This is a genomic window from Caballeronia sp., assembly GCF_028292365.1.
In the GTDB taxonomy this organism is placed as follows: Bacteria; Pseudomonadota; Gammaproteobacteria; order Burkholderiales; family Burkholderiaceae; genus Caballeronia.
Genome location: NZ_JAQGMM010000366.1, coordinates 1 through 20535 on the forward strand (window position 1 = coordinate 1; position 20535 = coordinate 20535).

Here is a 20535-nt window from a genome sequence, read left to right on the forward strand (position 1 = left end):
ACGCGGTCGATTGCGGACCAGGCGCGGACCATCCGGATTCCGGTTCACATGATCGAAACGATCAACAAGATGAACCGTATTTCACGGCAGATCCTGCAGGAAACCGGGCTTGAGCCGGATCCGGCAAAGCTCGCAGAAAATATGGAAATGCCGGAAGACAAGATCCGCAAGATCATGAAGATCGCGAAAGAGCCGATCTCGATGGAAACGCCGATCGGTGACGACGACGATTCGCATCTTGGCGACTTTATCGAAGATACGAACACGGTGGCGCCGGCCGATGCCGCGCTGCACGCCAGCATGCGCGACGTGGTAAAGGACGTGCTGGATTCGCTGACGCCGCGCGAGGCGAAGGTGTTGCGGATGCGCTTCGGTATTGAGATGAGCACGGATCACACGCTCGAGGAAGTGGGCAAGCAGTTCGACGTGACACGTGAGCGGATTCGCCAGATCGAGGCGAAGGCGCTGCGCAAGCTTCGTCATCCGAGCCGTTCGGATAAGCTGAAGTCGTTCCTGGAAGGGAATTGATGCTGGGTTGTTGAGACCCAAAGCGCGGCGGGCTGAATGGGCCCGCCGCGCTTGTTTTATAGAGCGTTTCAAGGCAAACTCGCAGACCTTTGCGAGTGCAGTCGGATTAATTTCTACGGGCGCTGGAAGCGTCGTCCGACGCTACCCCTCAGTAGCTCGTTGACTCGCGGCAGGGCGTTTTGCTCCAAAAGGGCCGGAAGCTTAATTGGTATAAGCTGTCGACTCATAATCGACCGATAGTGGGTTCGAATCCCACCCGGCCCACCACATTGCCGTTCCAGGAAGTCCGAAGAAGTCCGATGACTTCGCCGAAGCCCGCTCCGAGCGGGCTTTTTGCTGTCTGGGGTGTCCAAAGACATCTCGTTTAATCCTGTGACAGCCGGGTTTTTGTGGGGGTGATTTTTCGTCGCTTGGGAGAGTTACCTGCAATCCCGAAGTTTCGCTGAAAGAGGCTCGGGACCGGCGCGACGAGGCGCGCGCAGCTGTTTGCCAGCCAGGATCCTGCCTAACTGTGTGAAGTCAAAGAGTAGTCGGCGCGGACTCGCACAATATGCGATAGCCGCTCACCGTAGACCGAACTCATAGACCGACGTCATCGCAGATGTGCGGCCGGAGAGGCGTGATGCCAGCAGGCAGTTCGCAGAGCGACGTCATTCACTTGCCTGGCTTGGCCGCGATGCGCAATTGAACGGGTTTCCAAAAGTACCCGAGATGCCTGGCGTCGACACCGCCCAGCCAAATAACGGCGGCAGGCTATTGGAACGCCGTAAGTGCCTTCGACATAGGCTGGTCTCGCTCGCTCTCATGACGGCTTTGCCGCGACTGTCAGGAAGGCGCAATCTTTCTGTTAATCCTGTTGCTGCGGTGGATCGAGTTCAGCGGCCGTCTCAAGTGTGCAATGCACAGACGTCGTTTCACTTTCTCGTAGAAGCAGTAAGCGTTGACAAGAGTCGTCCCGAATTGGCAGGAGAGACGTCATTTTCGCGAAGTTAGGGCCCGTATGGGGCTGGCGAGTTGGCATGTTGTAGTACGCGTTTACCGGAACACGGCCTTTCCGCTGCACGTCGACCACTGACGAATTCATGCAACAATTTTTCGCCGCTCAAAAGTCAGGTTCGACCAAAAAGATGACCATCAATCCAGAAGCTTCTGTCCTCCACGCCGAACAATCGACAGCGCACCTCTCATCGGCGTCCGCCTGACCCGGTATGGCTAAAAGCGCAGTCGCGTTGCTCAGTCGGTCGTAGGACTGTATTCGGGTTCGATCTGGGAATTTCGTCGGTCGCGCCCGGCTTCCGGTTGCATCAAAGCGTTGGCGTCAACGCAATAGGAAGCGCTTCTCGGCGTCAACGTGCGATAACCGGCAGAAGGAGATACGCCGACGTATCAGTCTAGTGTCTGAGGTCTTTCGCTGAGGGACACACGCTACCGGCGCAGGCCGCCGAATGGGAATTAGGAGCGACCGATGCTGAACGAACCCATCTCTGCGAGCAAACAGTTCGACGGCATCACGATGCGAGCTGAATTTCATCTTGATAGCGGGCGCCTTCGTATATTCGAGGAAACAGCGCTTCGGGCTGAGTGGTTCCCACCGCAGTCTTGGTTGGCCGTAGTTTCGGTCGCCGGCTACAGCACATGGGGCAGGCGTCCCAACGAGAGGGACTTAGTCTTGCTGCTCAACGATTTCCGGTCTAGGCGCGTGGGCGTCAGTAATGGAGACGGCACCCGCGCCGACGCGAGCTCAAGACCTCAGACGAGTATGCTCGACAAGGTACTTTGACGCGGTGCCATCTGGGTCATCTCCCGGTTGACGTTTCGGCATACGAAGTTGACGACGCGTTCATCGACGAGGCGACTTTGCGGCAGTGCATGCATTCGACCAAAGAATGGCGGAAGGTACTTATCCGCACAGCGCACGCCGCGTCGTACAAAAAGCGGACCGGGCGCAACCGGACGCATCAGTGCGGACAGCCCAGCTCCAGCCTAAGGTATGAGAGACTTGGTGTCAGACATTGATTCAACGACGACGCAGATACATACACGCAGACAGACCTGAGGAGCTCACAGCTTGGCGCAACTTCTACAGTCATTGTCGGAGCTGGCATATCTTGTCGTGCACCTGTTTAGCAGGTAGCCCGGGGTACGTGGCTTAACGCGCGTGGTCGTCTCTACTGCCATTTGCCGAGGGTGCCTTTCACTGACGCGATTTGGAAAGGCGGTGCTTAAGTCCGAGATTTGTCGCAATCTGCCAAATGTAGGCACGCGAGAAGCGAACACCCACTTTCGCTTCGATGAGTGCGCTTAGGCGAGCATTCGGAGAGCACGGCTGCCAGTACTGGGACCGTTTTCCGAGGAGCGCGCTCAACTATTCGAGGCGAGGCTGCGTAAAGCGGATAAAAAAGCGCAGTGCCGCCCCGTTTATTTGAAGAACGACCGCAAGAGGCCCAGCGCTTTCGAAAGTCGATTAGCTATGCCGTGCCTCTGGTCATCTCCCATCAGTCATGGTGATAGGCTTTATTGACAATCTTCCACTGGTCTTCGATCTTGGCCAAAGTCAGATAGTCCGTGAAACGCAGGCCCTGATAGAGCGCGGCTGTCTTGACCGTGGCTACGCGACCGGTCAGGTCGATTGCCACAATCCGCATGTCAAATGGTTCGCCACTCTCGGATGGCTTTGGGCTGCTTTCCACCTCTTCCATCCAGTCGCCAAGAGACTGCTGGCAAAGGTCCCCCATGTAATAGCCAAAAAGGTTAGCGGCTGGATGGAATGCCGCTTGGAGACGTTCGGTATCGCCGGTATGCATGCCAGCAAAAAACGCGTTTACTGTTTCGCCAATTGCGCTGACGTCATCAATCGTATGCATGGCATGCCTCCCTATGCTTCGTGTTCCTGCCACTGTCAAGCCTCGCATACGCCGCTGACGCGGCACAGCCTGACTAGCTTTACGGCGATTGCGTTGGGTTATAAGTGTGCCTTTCACCAGGTCCGCGACTGCCAGCCTCGCCTTCTTCCAGTTCGCCCTTGGTGGGCAGCTAAAGAAAAAGGCCACCCAGCAACGGGTGGCGAATCGACTGAATAAAGCCGCGACCTGCGTGTGCGCTCGCACCTTCTGCGAAGTCGTGCGACCGGTCCAAAACGCGACGTAGTCCGATTTTCGCGCGACGGGCCTACCTATTCAATGACCAAAGAAGATGTTGCATTGCGGTCCGCTTCTGCAGGGCATGGAGCGCATACCTCCGGCCACGCTGCGAGTAGCCGGAATGCCGCCATACGAGACATCGGTGCCAGACTGCGCAGGTCCTGCCGGACCTGCCGCGTTCTGCTGCGTCGCTGGTTGCCCGGGTGACTGCCCTTCTTGCTGCAGGCTTTGAGAATGTGCCGTTGCCACTACGAGCAGGCAAGCCGTGCCCGCTGCCAATATTAAACGTGATTTCATCTTAGCTCCTTGATTCACGTGCAAGTAGCCTGAGACCTTTGCTCCGCTCCTTGCTGATTTCTGTCGCTCGCTCCGAATGGTCGAACAGAGCCGACGCCGGCCCCGTATGGGCGGGCGAACTCGAGGGTCGGTTAATGGCATGCTCTATGCCAAACGCCGAATTTTCTAAGGGATTGTGTTAGCCGACAACGCGGGGATGGTACCGGGCGATGCAGAACGGAGAGCCATAAGCAGGCCGAAAAAAGGACGTTGTAAGTCCACTAGCTTTTAAGAACCGAACTGCAATTGTGTTATAGCTCGCACATGCAAGAATTGAAAGGGCATTCGTGGAGGGGGAGAACAGCACTCGACTGTTCGTCGGCGGTAATTCGCGGAATGAACGCGCGGCGTGATGAGAAGGCGGCCCTGCGCACTCTACATCGGAGCGATGCGTATTTCTCAACAGGGCATCGTGGGACGTCTTGCGCGGTCGCCAGCCGCTCCTCGCTGCCAGTAGTAAGACTAAGCTTTGAACCGCTCCGGCTTAGCGTTCGGTACCCGATTTCCGCTTCGTCCGGCCCTCTGGTGAAAGCAGACCGGCTCTGTGTTCATCCATTGACCAAACTTTGAACCGCGTCACTAGCAACCAGTGATTTGACAACCGCATAGCTTGTGCCAACCCGGCATCACTGAAAGCCATGCAGGAGCGACAGAGCAACTGAACGGCGACGACCGGGAGGTGTCTGATGATGGCCCAATTGCCTGGCTGCACGCCGGGAGGCACTTACTCATCAACCGAACAGGGTGTCATATAAGAGCTTGAAGTTGAGGATGAGGATGATGCCGCCCACGGCCCACGACAGGATCGCGACTGAAGTGGGGACAACGAACTTGCCCATCTTTTGCTTGTCCGTGACGAACCGCACAAGGGGGATGACCGCGAAAGGCAGTTGCATCGACAAAATGACTTGACTGAAAACCAGAAGTTGAGCGGTCCCTTTCTCACCATAGAGCGCGGTAACCACCACCACAGGAACGATGGCGATGCTACGAGTAAGCAGACGACGCGCCCAGTTCGGGATGCGCAACCTGAGAAAACCCTCCATGATGATCTGCCCGGCCAATGTCGCTGTTACCGTGGAGTTAACACCCGAAGCAAGCAGCGCGATGGCGAACAGTATCGACGCGATACCGAGGCCGAGCAGCGGAGATAGCAGCTTAAAGGCTTGGCCGATTTCCGCGACGTCGGCGTGGCCACTTTCATGGAAGGCGGCAGCGGCGACGATCAGGATGGCAGCGTTGATGAACAGAGCAAGCATGAGGGCGATCGTGCTGTCCGTCACTGCCCACTTGAGCGCGTCCCGCCGACCCTTATCGCTTCGCTCATAGGCGCGGGTCTGCACAATCGAGGAATGCAGGTAAAGATTATGCGGCATGACGGTCGCACCGATGATCCCAATCGCGACGTACAGCATCTCGTGATTGGTCACAATCTCAGCCCTCGGAATGAAGCCTTGCAATATTGCCGCGACCGGCGGGGCAGCGGCAAAGATTTGAATTCCAAAGCAGACGGCGATAACGATCAAAAGTGCTATGACAAAGGCCTCGAGGAAGCGGAAGCCCTTGTTCATGAGAAGCAGCAGCAAGAAGGCGTCCAGCGCTGTAAGCAGTGCGCCGGCGATCAGCGGGATCCCGAATAGCAGTTGCAGGGCGATAGCCGTGCCAATGACCTCGGCGAGGTCACAGGCGATAATTGCCAGTTCACATGCCAGCCACAGCGCAATGTTCACCGGCCGCGAGTAATGATCCCGGCACGCCTGAGCGAGGTCCCGCCCGGTGACGATGCCCAGCCGAGCGGACAGCGCCTGCAACAAGATCGCCATCAGGTTCGACAGCATGATCACAGAAAGCAGCGTGTAGCCAAACTGCGCTCCGCCAGCGAGATCAGTCGCCCAGTTGCCAGGGTCCATGTAGCCGACCGAGACCATATAACCGGGTCCCATGAAGGCCAGCAACCGGCCTATCCATCGCCCACCCTGGGGCACCCGGATCGAAGCATGCACTTCCCTCAGGCTTGGCTGGAAGTCCTCTTCGGGACCGGAAAACTTCCATGCGCTTCGTGCAGTCGGGGCATTACGCGGATCTGACATTGCGTCTCCGGGATGAACGGCAGTCGATTGGCGGCAAAGCCTTGCCCCCGGCTCCACTTTATTCACCTGGCTATATTATATTGATGACGCTTTTTTTGCACCGCTCCAAGTCGCTTATTCAAATGAGGAGAGTAGTGGCGGCCGTCAGCTTAACGATATACGCTGAATAAACAATTGAAGCGTGTGCTATAAATGTTAAGTTAGATCGACTTAAAAGATAGACAAAAAGAGCAAGGACACGCAAGCGTATGCGTCATTCCATCCCACGCGAGAAACCGCTTATCGATGCCGATAGCCACTCCGAAGGGTTTCGCCAGACGCGGGAGGCCAGCCGCGGGGCACTCACCGAAGATTATGTTGAGCTCATCGCCGACCTGATCGAGGATGGCAATGAAGCGCGGCAGGTCGATATTGCCGCGCGCCTGGGCGTTTCACAACCTACTGTGGCTAAGATGCTCGCCCGACTGACGGCCAAAGGGCTGGTTTCCCGCAAGCCTTATCGGGGGGTGTTTTTGACGGATGAGGGTCGCGAGGTCGCTCATCAGAGCCGAGTCCGTCACCAGACTGTCGAAAATTTCCTGCTGTCGCTTGGCGTAAGTGCCGAAACGGCGCGTCTGGATGCTGAAGGCATAGAACATTATGTCAGCGCCGAGACACTTAGAGCCTTCCGCAAGGCCATGACGACGGCACGCTGAGGTATCGCGTTGGTCAGGGTATTCTGAAATTACTAAGGTAATTCAAACCCGTCGGTGCACCGGTTTCGCCCAATGTGTAGGAACATGTTCGACAGTTCGTCCAAGCTTCCAAGAGGTGAATCACGATGTCCGTCCCTCGGTAGGTAGCATTCCTCAATCCCCAATGTCCGTGTGAGCGAGCAAGATATTCTGAACGGCCATACTCAAGCAACCGGGGTGCGCTGCGGCAATCCTGCGGCGAGGGCCGGTCTGTCGGGGAATGCTCGATTCTTCGCGTGCTTACCACTCGTTATCGACCGATCCCCGGTAACCGTCGCGGCCCGACTAGCGGAATCGAGGCAGTTCACGCCATGCTCGTGCGAGGTCGCCCGGCCGGCTTGATGAAACGCGCACTTGAATCGCCTGGCGGCAGTAGTGATACTACTTGTCTCGTCCATCATTCTTGTCCCACGCTTCGCGTTTTGTCCCTGGTCAGGATCAGACTCAGGAGCACCGAAGTCAGAATGATGCCCCCGACGAGCGACAGCGACCATTGGATCGGCATGTGGAACCACGGCATGACCAACATCTTGACGCCAATGAACACCAGCACGATGGCCAAGCCATATTTGAGCAGAGGGAAACGGTCAGCCATGTCGGCGAGCAGGAAGTAAAGCGCGCGCAGACCCATGATCGCGAAGATGTTGGAGGTGAACACAATGAAGGAATCGGTGGTGACGGCGAAGATGGCCGGGATACTGTCGACCGCGAACATCAGGTCGCTGGCCTCGATCAGCACCAGCACCAGGAACATCGGCGTCGCGCAGCGCAGGCCGTTCTGGAATACAAAAAATTTCTCGCCGTGAAAACCGTCTGTGATGCGCAGGTGACGGCGCAGCCAGCGCAGCAAGGGATTCCTTTCGAGACCGGGCTGCTGTTCAGCGAAGATGAGCAACTTGATGCCGGTGATGACGAGAAAGGCGCCGAAAACATAGAGCAGCCAGGCGAACTGCGACACCAGCCAGACGCCGGCAAAAATCATGACGGCGCGCATGACGATGGCACCGAGTACGCCATAAAGCAGGACCCGGCGCTGCAACTCCGGCGGCACGGCGAAGTAGCCGAAGATCATGACGAAGACAAACAGATTGTCGATCGACAGAGACTGCTCGATCAGGTAACCCGTCAGGAACTCGAGCGTTTTGCGCTGGGCGACCTCCGCGCTGAACATGTCGTTGAGATACCACCAGAGCATAGCGGCGAAGACCAGTGCTAGGCTGGTCCAGGCGATGACCCAAGCCAGCGCCTCCCGGACTGACACGCGATGCGCCTTGCGCCCGCCGAAGACGAACAGATCCAGTACCAGCATCGCAATGACGAAGACGATGAAGGCGGCCCACATCCACGGTGCGGCGATGTTCATGGGGGTCATGCCGTTTTCTCAGACTGATCGGCGGTGTTTCCAGCAATGGACTCGAAGCCGTTGCGCACCGGGTTGTAGCGCATCAGCGAGGCTCTGTCGCAAATAGAAATTCTTCGATCCGTTTCTCAACGATATGTAGGGGCACAGCGGCGTACAGACTCAAGGCATTTTGGTCGAACTAATCTGGAGATCCTCATTGAAACAGAGCCGTTTGAACTACCCACACCTCAAGGAGTTTGGGTGCCCGCCGGAGCGCCGATTTCGGGTCCAGGCTGGGATGGTATTCGGCGCGCCCGACTTACAGCCCATATGACGGCTTCCGTTGCGGGGGCATGTCCAGCGAGGGCGGCGTTATGGATCGATGTCGGCTCTGACACTGTCCGTTCGGTCGAGTGTCGGCTGATAAAAAATAAGGCCCAGATATGCAATAACCGGCATGGAACCACTGCCGGTTATTGCGCTACTCCTTAGCGGTCGATCTGCTGGATGCCCGCCACTCGCCACGCCTGGTCGCCATGCGCGTCCCTGACCATGTTCCAGACCTCCTGGAACGGCTGGGCGGTCTCCGCGTCGTCTTCCCGCATTTGACCGTAAAAGCGAACGCTGACCAGCGTTTCACCCGCATTGCTTTCCTCCGTGCCCAGCACCTCGGCATCAAGTCGTGTTACGTCCGTATGGCTCGGCTGGCGGCCCCGAGCTTCCAGATCCTGCTTAATTCGAGCGAACATCTCCAGCGTCGTCAACTCGAACAGGTCACCCTGCTCGTTCCGGTCCCACGCGCATTGAAGGCGCATGAACATGGTCTTCGCCGATGCCAGAAACGCAGCCTGATCGGGTCCCGGTGGGAGTCCCGGCGCCTTCACCGCGCCCACCGCTCCGGTCGAACTCATCGCTGCGCTCGGCCAGCCCCGAAAATTCGTTTCAGGCCGCGCTTGCCCGATCTGATTCATAAGTTGCGAGCCGTTCGTTTGCTGCTGGTTCGCGGCACCATGCCCATAAGCGAGATCCGGACGACGCCGGTTGGCGATGAAGCGGAACAGCATCACGCCGGCGAGAATAACCAGCCCGATCAGGAGCGCATTCGACAGCATTTGCGCCAGCCCTTCAGCAAGGCCTAACGACGACAGTAACGCCGCAATGCCAAGGCCGGCGGCGAGCCCGGCCAGCGGGCCCATCCAGCGGTTGCCCGCCGGCGCGGCAGGCGCCTGCGCGGCCTGCTGCGCCGGTTGAGCTTGCTGGCTGCGTTGCCCTTGCCCCGACGGCGACGCCGTCTGCGACTGGCGCCCGATACTTTGACCGCCGCCGACCCGCTTTGCTTCGGCGTCGTTCGACGCCACGGCGCCGAGGGCAAGCAGTCCCGCCAGACCGAGCGCCGCTGTCCCGCGCGTTACCGCGCCGGCAGCACTTCGAAGTCGATCGATGATCTGCGTGTACATAAGAAGCCTCTTTCGGTAAGTCAGGGGGTTGCCCGCATTGCGCGCTATTCAATTCGCACAAAACATTACGGACAGTAATATTATTGGCTGCTCAAACCTGCTGCCCGTTGCACCTGCAATCTGCTCTGGACAAGCTGAAAACTGTTGCCGTGAATGTAGAGACCGAAGCGGATGCCTGGGTCGACCACACTGTCTGGGACGCTTTTTAACGAAGGAATTGCGCAACCGAAGCCATGTGTCACCTCTGTCAGTTGGCATTAGTCGCCCGCTGGCGGCTAAGTGCGAAGTCTGAATGTAACTGAACCTGAGGCAATGCAAAATTCGTATTTTTGATGCTAATAGTTCGAGAAAACCGCAGTTTTTATTGATCGCTGGGAGGGGGCGTGAACTTCAAGCATCTGCATTACTTCTGGGTCGCGGCGCACGCGGGCGGCATCGTGAGGGCAGGTGAGCAGTTGCACATCTCGCCGCAAACGCTGAGTGGCCAGATCAAGCTGCTCGAAGAAGCGCTGGATAAAAAGCTGTTCCGAAAAAGTGGGCGCACGATCGAACTTACCGATGCAGGCCGCTTGGCGCTCGATTACGCCGACGAAATATTCTCGTTGGGCTCGGAACTCGAGAGCGCAGTGAGGCGCGAGAGCGAATCCGGCGCGCAAACACGGTTTCGCGTCGGGATCGCGGATTCGGTACCGAAGGCGATCGCGTACCGGCTGCTGGAACCAGCACTGGGCGGGTCCGTGTCGCTGCGTATGATCTGTCAGGAAGGCAAGCTGCACGCGCTGCTCATGCAACTGGCTGTGCACCGCCTCGACCTGATCATCGCGGATGCCCCGATTCCCGCCGACGTCAACATCAAGGCGTTCAATCACCGGCTCGGCCGTTCCACGCTGAGCTGCTTCGGCGCGGGGACGTTGATTCAGAACGGCAGGAAACGCTTCCCGTTGTCACTCGGTCAGTTGCCGGTGTTGCTGCCCGGCACGGAATCCGCGGTGCGCCGCAAACTGGATCACTGGCTCGCGTCGCATGCCATTTCGCCGCGCATCGTCGGTGAGTTCGACGACGGAGCGATGACCATGGCGTTCGGCCGTGAAGGGCGCGGCCTGCTGTTCGCACCAACCGTGCTGGAGAGCCAGCTACAGGCAGAGCACAACCTTTCGATGGTTGGGCAGATCAATTCCATCGTCGAAGAATTTTTCGCAATCTCGATCGAGCGCCGAATCAGCCACCCGGCTGTCGCAATGATCATGGACGCGGCGCGCAGCGAATTGTTTAATATGTAGAGAGCCCCGCTTGGGCTACCTCCGTGGAAGTCGCCGTTGCTCAACTTTGGCATATGTCTACCCCCGAAAGGGGGAATCGTCCATCACATCAGAGCCGTCCGTGACGCCCGAAGCAGCAAATAGCGCTTGCCTCTTCGTCTTAGTCTCCTCCGACTCCCTACGGCATTTGCGAAGCACCTCGCTTTGCTTAGCAAAAATAGATTCCTCCATCCTCTACCCTTAAAATGGCGCTCGGACTTTACCCGCCCAGCATAGACGCAGACGTCAGAGCCTTTTTGCACGACGTTCAGCGTTACGTCGCATGTGCGGTGCTTACCGCGCGTGCGAGTGAATTTGAACTTTGTTTTTTCGGGTCTGTCCATTTGCCCTCCTGGCGTGCAACCGTGTTTGTTTCAAACCACCGCATCGTCAAGCTGGGTCATGCCTGCGTGTTCAGGCTTGGGATTGGCAAGTCTTGCGAGGAAACTTACTGGCGAAGCCCTACTGGCTTGCACCCGATGCCGAAGCAACTGCGTCCGAAGCAGCCGACGTATCGCTTGAAGCGCTTGGACCAGCCGGTTCGCTAGAGTTGTTGCAGGCCGTAAGGGCAACAACCAGCAGGGATGCTACGAAAAGAGATTTCTTCACGATTCGTCGTTTCATGATTCAAGCCAGGCAACAGCGCAAAGTACTGGCAACGTGCTCCGCGAGTTGACTGTCGTCTGCTACCTGCGAATCTGAGGGGGCACCGTCCCGGCATGGACGCCTGCTCTGTGCTGATTCGTATCACTAAATAATTATCGTACCTTTACACGATTGAACGGCCTGCGAACGGACAACGAGGCATTGGATCGCCATCGACAAAAGCAGTCGCACTGAGCAGGGCAAACTCATAGGCGGAATTTTGATTCGCGAATTGCCCGAGATCGCCCAATGACGTGGATTCACCGTCCTCCTCCAAGATACAAGCGCGGGCTACGAACGTATTGCCTTGCCTCGTAACCGAGGCTTGAATCGCTGCGCCACGGTGGTATAGGACCATCAAATCACCTTTGATACGCGAGTTAAGAAAGGTGATTGTAATAGTTCTATTCTAGAAACAGATGGTTGTTACCTTTTCCCGCAAGACGCTTACATATGATAAAAAAGCAAGTTGAGTCGAACGGTTGTGATGCGTAGTTCAAGGCCGCTACGTGCTACGTGTTAGCGGTCGACGACAGCAATGCGTATCTCGCGGCCGGATTGGACGGCATCGGGGTTCTTTGGCTGCCGGACTACATGCTAAAGCGCACATGGACCGCAGCGAGTTGGCGCCCCAGTTCGAGCGCTGGCGCCTCGATCCTATGCCGATTACGTGGCATTTCCGCCGAACCGACATGTCAACATCAAACTGCGCGTATTCATCGATTGGTTCGCTGAGCTGATGGCACAACATGCAGCTATCACCGCCCGGCATGATGCGTGACACAGCCGTTTGAATACGGCGAGGCAATCCTGCTTGGCGGTGTTTTGGGCAATGACTGCTCATGGATGACGGTACCCGCTCAACGGTCCCAATGCGACCAGGGCCACTGCTGAGCGGCGTCGTGTGAAAACCATACCGAGCGTGCTGTCCGAAAAAACTCGAAAAAAACGACCCTCCAGATCGCGCCGTATCGACGCTAACAGCACCGCGTCCTCATTTTCTGCTCATTCTTGCGGCCCACACTGCCTTCATCCGATACAGCGAACCGCTTGCATCGCATGACAGGAGAGCAAAAATGAAAACCATTCGTTACTTGATAGTCGCCGCCGCGCTCGGTTGCGGCCTAGTTACCTGCGCGCAGGCGCATGTGTTCGTAGGCATCGGTTTTTCCGCACCCGTGTATCCGGTCATGCCGGCCGTGCCCGTGGTCGTCGCAGCGCCGGTTTATGCTGCACCGCCGCCCGTGTACTACGCCCCACCGCCGGTCGTGGCCGGCTACTACGGGCGTCCCTATGGATACGGCTATGCCTACCCGCAGCACTACGGCTGCTGGAATTGCGGATACGCCTACTGGGCGCGTTGATGTCCGCGCGCGTCGACGGCTAAGGGCGTCGCGCGCAATTTCATCAGTGCGGCGCCGGGCATTGAGTTGCGTCCCGAGTTGCCGCCCGAGTTGCGCGCCGTTTGCTCGATAAAACCGTCTATCAATGCGGCGAGCGCATCGGGATACTGATACATCATTGCGTGTCCCGCCGATGCCACCACCCACAGCCGCGCCCCAGCAATCAACCGTGCCAGCGCGTCCGAGTTCTGCGGGGGCAGGACCACGTCGTCAGCGCCGCCCACGATCAGCGTGTCGGCCTGCACGGCCTTGAGTGCGACTTCTGTGGCGTCGTCACCGGCCCAGTCGCGCAGCAGCGCTGACTGGCCCTGCGTCACCGTGGCAGTGATTTTGGGCGAACCGTAATCGGCGGGACTGAACATGTTCGCCCGGAAGCATCGTTGCGCGGCATTGAGCGCGACTGGCGGAAACAGCACACGCATGACGCTCGTGAAGGTGGTGCCAGGCTCACCGGAAAGCACTGCGGCAATTTCGGGTGGCACCGGCACACCGAGCCGTCCCGGCGCAGGCGCGTTCATCAACACGATCCGGCGCAGCGCGGCCGGCCTGCCGATGGCAAGCTGCTGCACGATTGCGCCGCCCATCGACCAGCCGATGACCGTTACGTCGCGCAGATGCAGTGCGTCGATCAGCGCGGCGGCGTCTCCCGCCATGTCCTCCACGGTGAATGACACTGCCTCGGGTTGCGAGCGCCCGATGCCGCGGTTATCGAAGACGATCACGTCGTGTTTTTCGCCAAGCGCCGCAAGAAACGCGACGTCCCATTCGGCGACGGTTGCGCGATAGCCCGTCTGCAGCACAACCGGACTCCCATGCCCGAAGCGGTAATACGCGATATCGCCGCTCGCCGTGTGCGCGATCTGCTGCCGCAGCGCGGGGTCCCGGTCGGGCCGGTGCGCCACCTCGGGGCATGCGTTTTCGGCGGGAAACTGGAGATCGTGAGCGAGGGCGGGTGCTGACAGCAGCGCCAACGCGCACGCAATCACAACGACGACAGCCTGCAAATGCCTCATGTAACACTCCTGATAGTGTGTGAAGCCAGCATCCCACGGTTAAAGTCCCCATACTCCGCTGCAAGAAAGCACGGAAATCCTGCCAGCAGGCGTAGTCGACCCGGTAGTCGACCCGCCGCAGTATTCGGTAATCTTGCATGCATTACGGTCGTGCGCTTGCCCGCCCGGGCCGCCCGGCCTTCTTTGCTCACCTGAACGGATGGACGCCGTGATCCACGAAATGACCAAGACAGTTCTGCTGATTGTCGCGGCGTTGTTCCCGATCATCAACCCGCCTGCGGCGGCGTTCATCATCCTGAGTCTCACGCCGCACGCGACGCCGACCGAGCGTGCGGACATCGCGCGGCGCATCGCGGTGAACAGCTTCGTGATCCTGCTGGCGTCGCTGTCGGTGGGCGCGTACCTGCTGTCGTTTCTCGGGATATCGATTCCCGTGCTGCGCGTGGCGGGCGGGTTCATCATCGCCATGGCGGGCTGGAACCTGCTCCAGTCCTCCGACGATGACTCCGGCGCTGACCCAGGCGAGGAAGCGCAACCGGACGGGGCGTCTCATCGGCGTGTTTCGCTGAACTCAAAGGCGTTCTATCCGCTAACGCTGCCGATAACGGTCGGTCCCGGGGCAATCTCGGTCGCCATTGCGCTTGGCACCGGTACGCCGCGCAGCGGCCTGCAGCCGGTTCATTTCATTGGCGTGGGCGTGGCGCTCGCGCTGCTGTGCATCACCATTTACTTGTGCGTGCGCTTCGTGGCGAACGTCCAGCGGCTGCTCGGACCGTCCGGCACACAGGTCGCCATGCGGCTCTTCGCGTTCGCGATCTTCTGCATCGGCGTGCAAATCCTGTGGCTCGGGCTATCAGAACTGCTTGATTCATTGCATCCGCGCTGAATCGTGCGAACGCTGCAGCAGGACCGTCGCGCGCTGGCGAACCACGCCGGCGAGCTGAACCAGGGTCGCGAACACTGCGACGGTGAGGGCGGCGCTGGCAATGGCAAGCGATATGTCGAGCAGGGCTTGCAGCGAGGTGATCATGACGGGCTCCTTATCTTGTGCTGTAGGCGCGTGGTGCGCCGTATCGATGAACAGGATTCTGATGATGCAGAATGAGGGGAAAATGAGCGAGGTCGTGGGCACGGACGGATCAGAAGCCGACCACGGCGCCGAGCAGCAGCCAGGGCAGCATTTCGTCATACGTAGCAGGACGTTCAGCGGGTCGCGCGACTTCGTCGGTCAATACGTTGTCGTTTGTGCGCAAGCTAGTCTGATCGCTGTTGTTGGCGCTCGAATGGTTGCTAAAGAGCTGGAACACGAGTCATCTCCGGTTGGTGGTGAAGCGAACCACCGCTTCGGATAACTGCATGTTCACAAGCAAGAATGAGCACAAAATGAGCACGCGCGGTCCCTCGCGGCGCTTGGGTCTTTGAGCCAGAAGTGGTATCGATTGATGAATTCATCGTTTTCATTTGCCTTCACGCGCTTTTTCCATGAGACCTTCGCTCCGCAACAATCTCATCATCGCGCTGGCGATATTGGTCAGCGTTGTCGCCATCGCGCAGAGTGTCAGCACGTATCAGCTCTGCCGCACCGGCGGGAGCGCCCTGCTCGACCTGCGCCTGGAGCAGGTCGCCATGCGCATGCGCGGCGATCTCGCCGATGCGATCCCGAGCGCGCCCGCACGCGGTTCGCAACCGTCGCGCGATATCGTGATCACCATCCGCAAGCCCGGCGCCGATGTCCCGCTGCGCTCCACCGATCCATCACTGTCGCTGCCGGCAAGCGCCGCGGCGGGATTTTCATCGGAGAACGTGAACGGCGAACGCTGGCGCATCTACACGTTGCGCCAGGACGAAAGCGTGATCCAGGTAGCGCAGCGTTCGTCCGTGCGTGACGAGCTCGTGCGTGAAACCGCGCTGACCACGCTCTGGCCCACGTTGATCCTCTTGCCGCTCGTGCTGTTCGCTGTCGTCGTGATCGTGCATCGCACGCTGCGACGGCTGACGCCACTCGGGCTGGCCGCGCAATCCGTCGATGCCGCGAATCTGAAGCCGCTGCCCGTCACGGGCGTGCCGAGCGAAGTGCTGCCGTTCGTCGAATCGATCAACCGCATGATCGCGCGGCTCGCGCAGGTGATCGAATCCGAACGCAAGTTCATTGCCGACGCCGCCCACGAACTGCGCACGCCACTCACCGCGCTGCAGTTGCAGGCGGACAATCTGCAGCCGCATATCGTGGCCGGCAACCAGGAGCGTTTCCAGGAATTGCGCAGCGGAATAACGCGCAGCAGCATGCTGATCGGGCAGTTGCTGCGGCTCGCCCGCGCGGACGCGCCGCTCGGCGCCGCGATAGAACCTGCGGATGTTTCACCAATCGTGGTCGATGCCGTCTCCGGCGTGCTGCCGATCGCGTCGGCGCGGGGTATCGACATTGGCGCCGAAGCCATGCTCACCGACAAGGTCGCCGCTTCGCGGGCGGATGTCGCTATTGCCGTCAAGAATCTCGTGAGCAACGCGGTGCGTTACACGCCGGATGGCGGCACGATCGACTTGCGCATGCGTCGCGAGGCGGATGCCCTGTGGATCGAGGTCACGGACACCGGTCCGGGTATCGCCGAGGAGTCGCTGCCGCGTGTCTTCGACCGCTTCTTTCGCGCGAACTCGGATACGCACGCGGACGTGGAGGGCACCGGTCTCGGCCTGTCGATCGTGAAGGCGATTACGGCAAAGTATGGCGGCCAGGCGGTTATTCACAACCGCCGTGATGGCCGCTCGGGGATTGTCGCGGCGGTGAGTTTTCCGCTGGCGAGCGTGTGAGAATATTGGGCGGAAGTGTCGGTCGATAAAGGAGAAAGGCATGAGAGTCCTGCTGGTCGAAGACGATCTCCAGATCGGGCAAAGCCTGATGCGTGCACTGAAGGACGCGGACTACGCCGTGGACTGGGTGCGCGACGGCGTCGCTGGACGCGAGGCCATGAGCGCAGCCGACTACACTGTCGTCCTGCTCGATATCGGCTTGCCGGGCATGTCGGGCATCGACTTGCTGCGCACCGCGCGTGCCGGTGGCAATCCGGTGCCGGTGCTGATCCTGACCGCGCGTGATGATCTCGACACGCGGATCGAAGGCCTCGATATTGGCGCCGACGATTATCTGCTGAAGCCCTTCGAAGTCGGCGAGCTGCTGGCGCGGATGCGCGCGGTGCTGCGGCGCAAGGCGGGTTACGCCGTGTCCCGGCTCGGCGATGACACCCTCAGCCTCAATCTCGACCAGTGCACGCTTAAGTTCGGCGATAAGGCCGGCGCGTTGTCCGCCCGCGAATTCGCTCTGATGCACGCGCTGCTCGAACATCCAGGAACGATCTTTTCGCGTGCGCAGATCGAGGACAAGCTGTACGGCTGGGGCAAGGAAGTGGAAAGCAACGCCGTCGATGTCCTGATCCATTCAGTGCGCAAGAAATTCGGCCAGGGCGTGATCCGCAATGTGCGCGGACTCGGCTGGACGGTCATGCTCGGCATGCCGCAAGTGCGCAAACCCTCCGACGACTGAGTTTCCAACGACCTGGCGAGGCCCATGTGATCGTCCGCGTTTCGAAACTTCTGCTCGTGATGGCGATGGCGCTGCTCGCGTCACTCGTAAGCTTCGGCAACCTCACCGACTACGGCAGCAACCTTGCGTTCGTGCAGCATGTATTCCTCATGGACACGACTTTTCCGGACAACGCGAACCGGTATCGCGCGATTACATCGCCCGTCGTGCAGAACGCCGGTTACATGCTGATCATTGCGCTCGAAACAGCGACCGCAGTGTGCTGCTGGATCGGCGCCTTCAATATCTGGCGCGCGCGCCGGGCGGCTGGATCGGCGTTCAGCCACGCAAAACGGATGGCGATTGCAGGGCTCACGCTCGGGTTCCTCACGTGGCAGGTTGCCTTCATGTCGATTGGCGGCGAATGGTTCGACATGTGGATGTCGACTACATGGAACGGAGAGGAAAGTGCGTTCCGGTTCTTTGCGACCTTTGCACTCGTGTTGATTTTCGTGAGCCTTCGCAATGACGATATCGCTGCGTAAGATCGCACTGGTGCAGGCAATGTTGCTGCTCTTCATCTCTTTCCCTTGCATGGCTGCAACGTTACTGGTCGATACGGGAAAGCCCGCAACGCTCACGACCGAAGCCTTGCTCGCCATGCCCGATGCCGCGACGATCCGGGTCCCGGACGACGTCACCTTTCATCGCACGATGACCTACCGCGCCGTGCCATTGCGATCGCTGCCCGGCGTGCGAACGTTGCCCGCCGATGCCGAACTGCAGATCACTGCCACCGACGGCTTCGTCACCAACTTGCCGGCGGCGCTCGTGCGTGACGATAGTGGCCACGGGGCGACACCGTGGCTCGCTATCGAACCCCATGACAAGCCCTGGCCTCGGACGTTGAAGGGAACAGATACCGGTCGGTTCTATCTCGTGTGGATCAATCCGGGCGCGTCGGGTGTGATGAGTGAACAATGGCCGTACCAGATCAATGCCATCCGTGTGGTGGCGTCGCGCGCGGTGAAATGGCCGCAACTCGCTGTGGATAACAGCGTGCCGGCGAACTCGCCCGTTCGCCGCGGACAGGCGCTCTTCGCCACGCAGTGCATGGTTTGTCATCGCATGAACGGCGCGGGCGACGCATCGGTCGGTCCGGATCTGAACCTTCCGCGCAATCCGACCGAGTACTTCCAGCCGTGGGCGCTAAGGGCCTATATCCGCGATCCGAAATCAATCCGGGAATGGTCGGGCATGAAGATGCCAGGCTTCGACAAGGCCCTCCTTAGCGACCCTGACCTCGATGCGATCATCGCTTATCTGGGTTACATGGCCCATAGGCGCAAGTAGAGCGGACGGCGTGCTCGAAGGCGTGCGATGCGCCAACTGACACTCCGACGGCGCCGCTCATTCTCTTCTAATTGTTGGTCGTTACGATTTTGTCCTATGGATTTGGCAGCAAGCATTGCCGGTCCAGCTCAACGACTAAACATAAGGAGAAGCATCATGGCAATTAACACAATGCGCATTCTCATCGCGGCCGCCGCGGCGCTCGCAGTGACATTTGGCTCGGCCCAGGCCGGCACGCTCGCCGCGCCAGCCGAAAATCAATTCATTGAAGAGATGAAATCCTTGCAGCCACAACTGAACCTCAGTACAACGCAGCAAACGGCTTATGACGTTGCAATGGACACCATGCGTCAGAGCCATCTCGCCGCACGGATGAATGAAGATCAACTTCAGCATCAGTTTCAGGCGGCGCAGCAAACGCAGATTCTCGATCTGCGTGCTATTCATGCAGCGAACCTGAAGGTGGAAAAGGAAGATGCCCAGGCACGCGAGCAGTCAGCCAATGCGTGGATCACTTTCTACGAAGGGTTGAACAACAGCCAAAAGACGGCCGTGAGTTCGCTGCTCAAGCAGCAGTTCGCCGCGATTCAGAACCATCCCGGCAAACCTTATGAACCGCGGACCGGCCTCTGATCAGTTATATCCTCGATCCCCACAGGATGCTTGCCCGACTCTGGCAACCAACCCTTGCCATATGCACTCTGAACGACCTATAACCTAGATGCGCGCTCATTCCTCTGCGGAATCATCGCCTAGGTGAATAGCAGCAGGAACGGTGCGTTCTCAGCGTTCGCGACGGCATGCGATTCGTCCTCAGCGACGAGCCCAATAGCGGGCGAATCGTAAAGCGGCGTGTACGCTGAGATGATGCACGCGTTCTGATATGCTTTTTCTGTGCTCCGGCGTGTGAATCCGGCGTCGGCCACTGGCAGGCGGTATCCACTCAAAAGAAGAGGGACGAGATCAATGACCAGTCAGTCGAATTCGCGGGGTGTGATCGGCGTCATCACATTGCTTTTTACGGTACTGACTGCGCTCTATCTGCTGATTGGTGGCGCATGGCTGCTCACGATGGGCGGCTCGGCGTACTACGTCGTCACAGGCGTCGTGCTGCTGGTCGTGGCCTGGCTGCTTTGGCGGCGCAGTCCCGCCGCACTCCTACTCTATGCGCTTGTGCTGATCGGCACGGCAATCTGGGCGCTCTTTGAGTCAGGTCCCGACTTCTGGGCACTCGCGCCGCGCTCCGGTGTGCTCGTCATCTTCGGCGTGTGGTTGCTGCTGCTCATGAGCTGGCGGCTTGCGGGCGACCGAAAGCTGGGTGTCGCGTCGCTCGTCATTGCGCTCGTGGCATGGGCGGGTGTACTCGTATACGCGAGCTTCAATGACCCGCAGCAGGTCAACGGCACACTGAATGCTGCTGCGCCCACGAGCGGCAACAGCGCCGCGATCGACGCTGCAGACTGGCCCGCCTATGGCCGCACCCAGGAAGGCACTCGCTACTCGCCGTTGCAGCAGATCACGCCTGATAATGCGAAGAATCTCCAGGTGGCCTGGACCTTTCGAACAGGTGACATGAAGGGGCCCAACGATCCTGTCGAGATTACCAACGAAGTCACGCCAATCAAGATCGGCGACCTGCTTTATCTATGCTCGCCGCATCAGATCCTGTTTGCGCTCGA

General features: G+C 59.1%; 18 protein-coding genes, 1 tRNA gene and 2 pseudogenes. 13 read left to right on the plus strand and 8 right to left on the minus strand.

The window, feature by feature from the left end:
• A partial coding sequence (locus JWR14_RS22555) for a sigma-70 family RNA polymerase sigma factor (protein ID WP_299712210.1) occupies positions 1-528 on the plus strand: 528 nt, incomplete at its 5' end.
• A gap of 190 nt (positions 529-718) precedes the next feature.
• A tRNA-Ile gene (locus JWR14_RS22560) sits at positions 719-795 on the plus strand.
• Positions 796-3023: 2228 nt separating this feature from the next.
• Here JWR14_RS22560 and JWR14_RS22565 read toward each other — a convergent pair.
• The 3 genes from JWR14_RS22565 to JWR14_RS22575 all read right to left on the minus strand — a co-directional run bounded on the left by JWR14_RS22565 (position 3024) and on the right by JWR14_RS22575 (position 6094).
• On the minus strand, positions 3024-3392 hold the full coding sequence (locus JWR14_RS22565) for a nuclear transport factor 2 family protein (protein WP_299712213.1): 369 nt from the start codon (positions 3390-3392) through the stop codon (positions 3024-3026).
• Between the two features lie 312 nt (positions 3393-3704).
• The gene (locus JWR14_RS22570) at positions 3705-3965 is read right to left on the minus strand and encodes a hypothetical protein (protein WP_299712217.1); all 261 of its coding nucleotides are present in this window, start codon (positions 3963-3965) and stop codon (positions 3705-3707) included.
• A 770-nt stretch (positions 3966-4735) separates the two neighbouring features.
• Positions 4736-6094, minus strand: a complete 1359-nt coding sequence (locus tag JWR14_RS22575) for an Nramp family divalent metal transporter (RefSeq protein WP_299712220.1) — start codon at positions 6092-6094, stop codon at positions 4736-4738.
• Between the two features lie 248 nt (positions 6095-6342).
• On the opposite strand from JWR14_RS22575, the gene mntR reads away from it, so the two are divergent.
• Entirely contained in the window at positions 6343-6789 is a 447-nt protein-coding gene (gene mntR, locus JWR14_RS22580) for a manganese-binding transcriptional regulator MntR (RefSeq protein WP_299712223.1), read from the plus strand.
• Positions 6790-7225: 436 nt separating this feature from the next.
• Here the strand turns inward: mntR and JWR14_RS22585 are convergent, their stop codons facing one another.
• The gene (locus JWR14_RS22585) at positions 7226-8191 is read right to left on the minus strand and encodes a TerC family protein (RefSeq protein WP_299712261.1); all 966 of its coding nucleotides are present in this window, start codon (positions 8189-8191) and stop codon (positions 7226-7228) included.
• Between the two features lie 467 nt (positions 8192-8658).
• Positions 8659-9627, minus strand: coding sequence for a TIM44-like domain-containing protein (locus JWR14_RS22590; RefSeq protein ID WP_299712225.1), 969 nt, complete (start codon positions 9625-9627; stop codon positions 8659-8661).
• 383 nt (positions 9628-10010) lie between these two features.
• Between JWR14_RS22590 and nhaR the strand changes: the two genes are divergently transcribed.
• The 3 genes and pseudogenes from nhaR to JWR14_RS22610 all read left to right on the plus strand — a co-directional run bounded on the left by nhaR (position 10011) and on the right by JWR14_RS22610 (position 12934).
• Positions 10011-10907, plus strand: coding sequence for a transcriptional activator NhaR (gene nhaR / locus JWR14_RS22595; protein ID WP_299712228.1), 897 nt, complete (start codon positions 10011-10013; stop codon positions 10905-10907).
• 1176 nt (positions 10908-12083) lie between these two features.
• Positions 12084-12351: pseudogene (locus tag JWR14_RS22605) on the plus strand (LysR substrate-binding domain-containing protein); the annotation flags it as partial.
• Between the two features lie 295 nt (positions 12352-12646).
• Positions 12647-12934 (plus strand): hypothetical protein, encoded by a 288-nt coding sequence (locus JWR14_RS22610; protein WP_299712233.1) that lies wholly within the window; start codon positions 12647-12649, stop codon positions 12932-12934.
• Here the strand turns inward: JWR14_RS22610 and JWR14_RS22615 are convergent.
• Complete coding sequence (locus JWR14_RS22615) at positions 12919-13986, minus strand: alpha/beta hydrolase (protein ID WP_299712236.1); 1068 nt, start codon at positions 13984-13986, stop codon at positions 12919-12921. The genes JWR14_RS22610 and JWR14_RS22615 overlap by 16 nt on opposite strands.
• Positions 13987-14206: 220 nt before the next feature.
• On the opposite strand from JWR14_RS22615, the gene JWR14_RS22620 reads away from it, so the two are divergent.
• Positions 14207-14872: a MarC family protein gene (locus tag JWR14_RS22620; protein WP_299712239.1), complete on the plus strand. Its 666-nt coding sequence runs from the start codon at positions 14207-14209 to the stop codon at positions 14870-14872.
• On the opposite strand, the gene JWR14_RS22625 is transcribed toward JWR14_RS22620, so the two are convergent.
• Entirely contained in the window at positions 14855-15016 is a 162-nt protein-coding gene (locus tag JWR14_RS22625; RefSeq protein WP_299712242.1) for a hypothetical protein, read from the minus strand. The genes JWR14_RS22620 and JWR14_RS22625 overlap by 18 nt on opposite strands.
• A 109-nt stretch (positions 15017-15125) precedes the next feature.
• Positions 15126-15293, minus strand: coding sequence for a hypothetical protein (locus tag JWR14_RS22630; RefSeq protein WP_299712245.1), 168 nt, complete (start codon positions 15291-15293; stop codon positions 15126-15128).
• 175 nt (positions 15294-15468) lie between these two features.
• Between JWR14_RS22630 and JWR14_RS22635 the strand changes: the two genes are divergently transcribed.
• From JWR14_RS22635 to JWR14_RS22660, 6 genes and pseudogenes are all read left to right on the plus strand, one after another.
• Positions 15469-16794, plus strand: coding sequence for an ATP-binding protein (locus tag JWR14_RS22635; protein ID WP_299712247.1), 1326 nt, complete (start codon positions 15469-15471; stop codon positions 16792-16794).
• A 40-nt stretch (positions 16795-16834) separates the two neighbouring features.
• Complete coding sequence (locus JWR14_RS22640; protein WP_299712250.1) at positions 16835-17524, plus strand: response regulator transcription factor; 690 nt, start codon at positions 16835-16837, stop codon at positions 17522-17524.
• A gap of 26 nt (positions 17525-17550) precedes the next feature.
• Positions 17551-18048 (plus strand): DUF2165 domain-containing protein, encoded by a 498-nt coding sequence (locus tag JWR14_RS22645; RefSeq protein WP_299712252.1) that lies wholly within the window; start codon positions 17551-17553, stop codon positions 18046-18048.
• Positions 18029-18856, plus strand: a complete 828-nt coding sequence (locus JWR14_RS22650; RefSeq protein WP_299712255.1) for a cytochrome c — start codon at positions 18029-18031, stop codon at positions 18854-18856. The genes JWR14_RS22645 and JWR14_RS22650 overlap by 20 nt, the downstream gene beginning before the upstream one ends.
• Before the next feature lie 156 nt (positions 18857-19012).
• On the plus strand, positions 19013-19489 hold the full coding sequence (locus tag JWR14_RS22655; protein WP_299712258.1) for a hypothetical protein: 477 nt from the start codon (positions 19013-19015) through the stop codon (positions 19487-19489).
• A gap of 333 nt (positions 19490-19822) precedes the next feature.
• A pseudogene (locus tag JWR14_RS22660) lies at positions 19823-20535 on the plus strand (membrane-bound PQQ-dependent dehydrogenase, glucose/quinate/shikimate family); the annotation flags it as partial.